We start from the raw sequence: 1,318 nt of genomic DNA, 5'->3' as shown, positions 1-1,318 counted from the left end.
ACCGCGAGTAATCGAGTTCTGCCGTCGACGGCCAACCGTTCTTGTCGTCGGTGCCGCCGCGAGCAGTCTTGATCGCCAGGCGAACCAGATCGGAGGAACGGTATCCCGGCCAGCCGTGCATGATCCGGCGCCACCGGGCGGGAACCGCCGACGCTCCCCAACGGGCGCCGAGGAGGCCACCCGCGATGGCCGCAGTCGTGTCGGTGTCCCCGCCGGCTCGCACGGCTGCTTCCAGCGCGTACTGGAGGTGGCGAGCATCGGCATTGTCCGTGGAAGTGATGGCCCACCAAGCGGTTTGAAGTGCATGCACCACCCAACCGTTCTTGGAGAAGTCCTGAGGTTTCCCGGTTTCGGCCTGATCGAGCAGCGGGCCCCAGTATTCGGCGACCTCCTGATCGGCAACGGAGAGGAAGTCGCGAGCCCCCTCGAAGTTGCCGGCGACAACGGCATGGCGGATGGCGTGGGTCCACAACTCGCACGCCTGTCCGGCGCGCGGGTCGTCATGCGTGAGTGAACTGATCCGGTGCGCGGCCGACCTGGCTCGCTCTGCATCGTCCAAGTAGGCGAGGGCGACGGGAGCGGTGCGCATGAGCGAGCCGTTGCCGGCCTTGCGGCCGCTGATCGCCCGCGCACGATCCGCCATGACGGCTGCGCTTTCGGAGCGGGTAGACAATACCGCTCGCGTCTGGTTGCCGATGTCTGCGGGCTTCGAGTCGTACCACCGGATGAACTGTGCTGCAATGGCATCGAGGCCATCAGAGCCGCCGATGTCGATTCCTGTCGCGGCCACCTCGGCGATTGAAACTGCCATCGAGGTGTCGTCGGTCCATTCTCCCAGCGCCCAGTTGAACGGACCGCCGCCGATCATGTCGATGGTGACCTCGGTGTTCGGATAGGTGAATTCGTACCCGGCGCCGAGTGCGTCGCCTGCTGCGGTGCCGAGCAGAACGCCGGCCGCTCGATCGGACTGCTGTGCGGTGAGTTTCATAGCCACCTTTTCAAGTTCGCGGAGATCGTTTGATCAACTTTGCGCTAACCATAGATCATGTTTGAGATAACATGCAAGGGTGAATAAATGGACAGACACGAGCGGCAGGGCATTATCGGACTACCCGCGTCCGTCCGTGGCAGTGGACGTCGCGGTGTTGACGTACAGCGGTGAATCCCTGAAGGTTCTGGTTGTTCGGCACCGTCTGGGCTCGCTGATCTTCCGGAGCAGTTGGATCTGCCTGGTGATCGTCCGCGTCCCGAGATTGCTTCAGGGCGCGGCGCCAATCACAGTTTCACCATCGAACCGCAGCTGTGGTCCGAGCTGGAC

2 protein-coding genes are annotated in these 1,318 nt (G+C 63.6%); one reads left to right on the top strand and one right to left on the bottom strand.

Annotation, left to right across the window (positions count from 1 at the left end):
• Window positions 1-988, bottom strand: a 988-nt coding sequence (locus tag ABT116_RS46985; RefSeq protein WP_351647479.1) for an ADP-ribosylglycohydrolase family protein, incomplete at its 3' end; no start/stop codon positions are given.
• A 136-nt stretch (window positions 989-1,124) separates the two neighbouring features.
• Between ABT116_RS46985 and ABT116_RS46980 the strand changes: the two genes are divergently transcribed.
• On the top strand, window positions 1,125-1,318 hold a 194-nt coding region (locus ABT116_RS46980; RefSeq protein ID WP_351647476.1), incomplete at its 3' end, for a hypothetical protein.

The sequence above is a fragment of the Streptomyces sp. NPDC002130 genome (assembly GCF_040296465.1).
Taxonomy (GTDB): Bacteria; Actinomycetota; Actinomycetes; order Streptomycetales; family Streptomycetaceae; genus Streptomyces.
The sequence above is the reverse complement of the archived record's forward strand: the minus strand, read 5'-3'. Positions and strand labels throughout refer to the sequence as shown.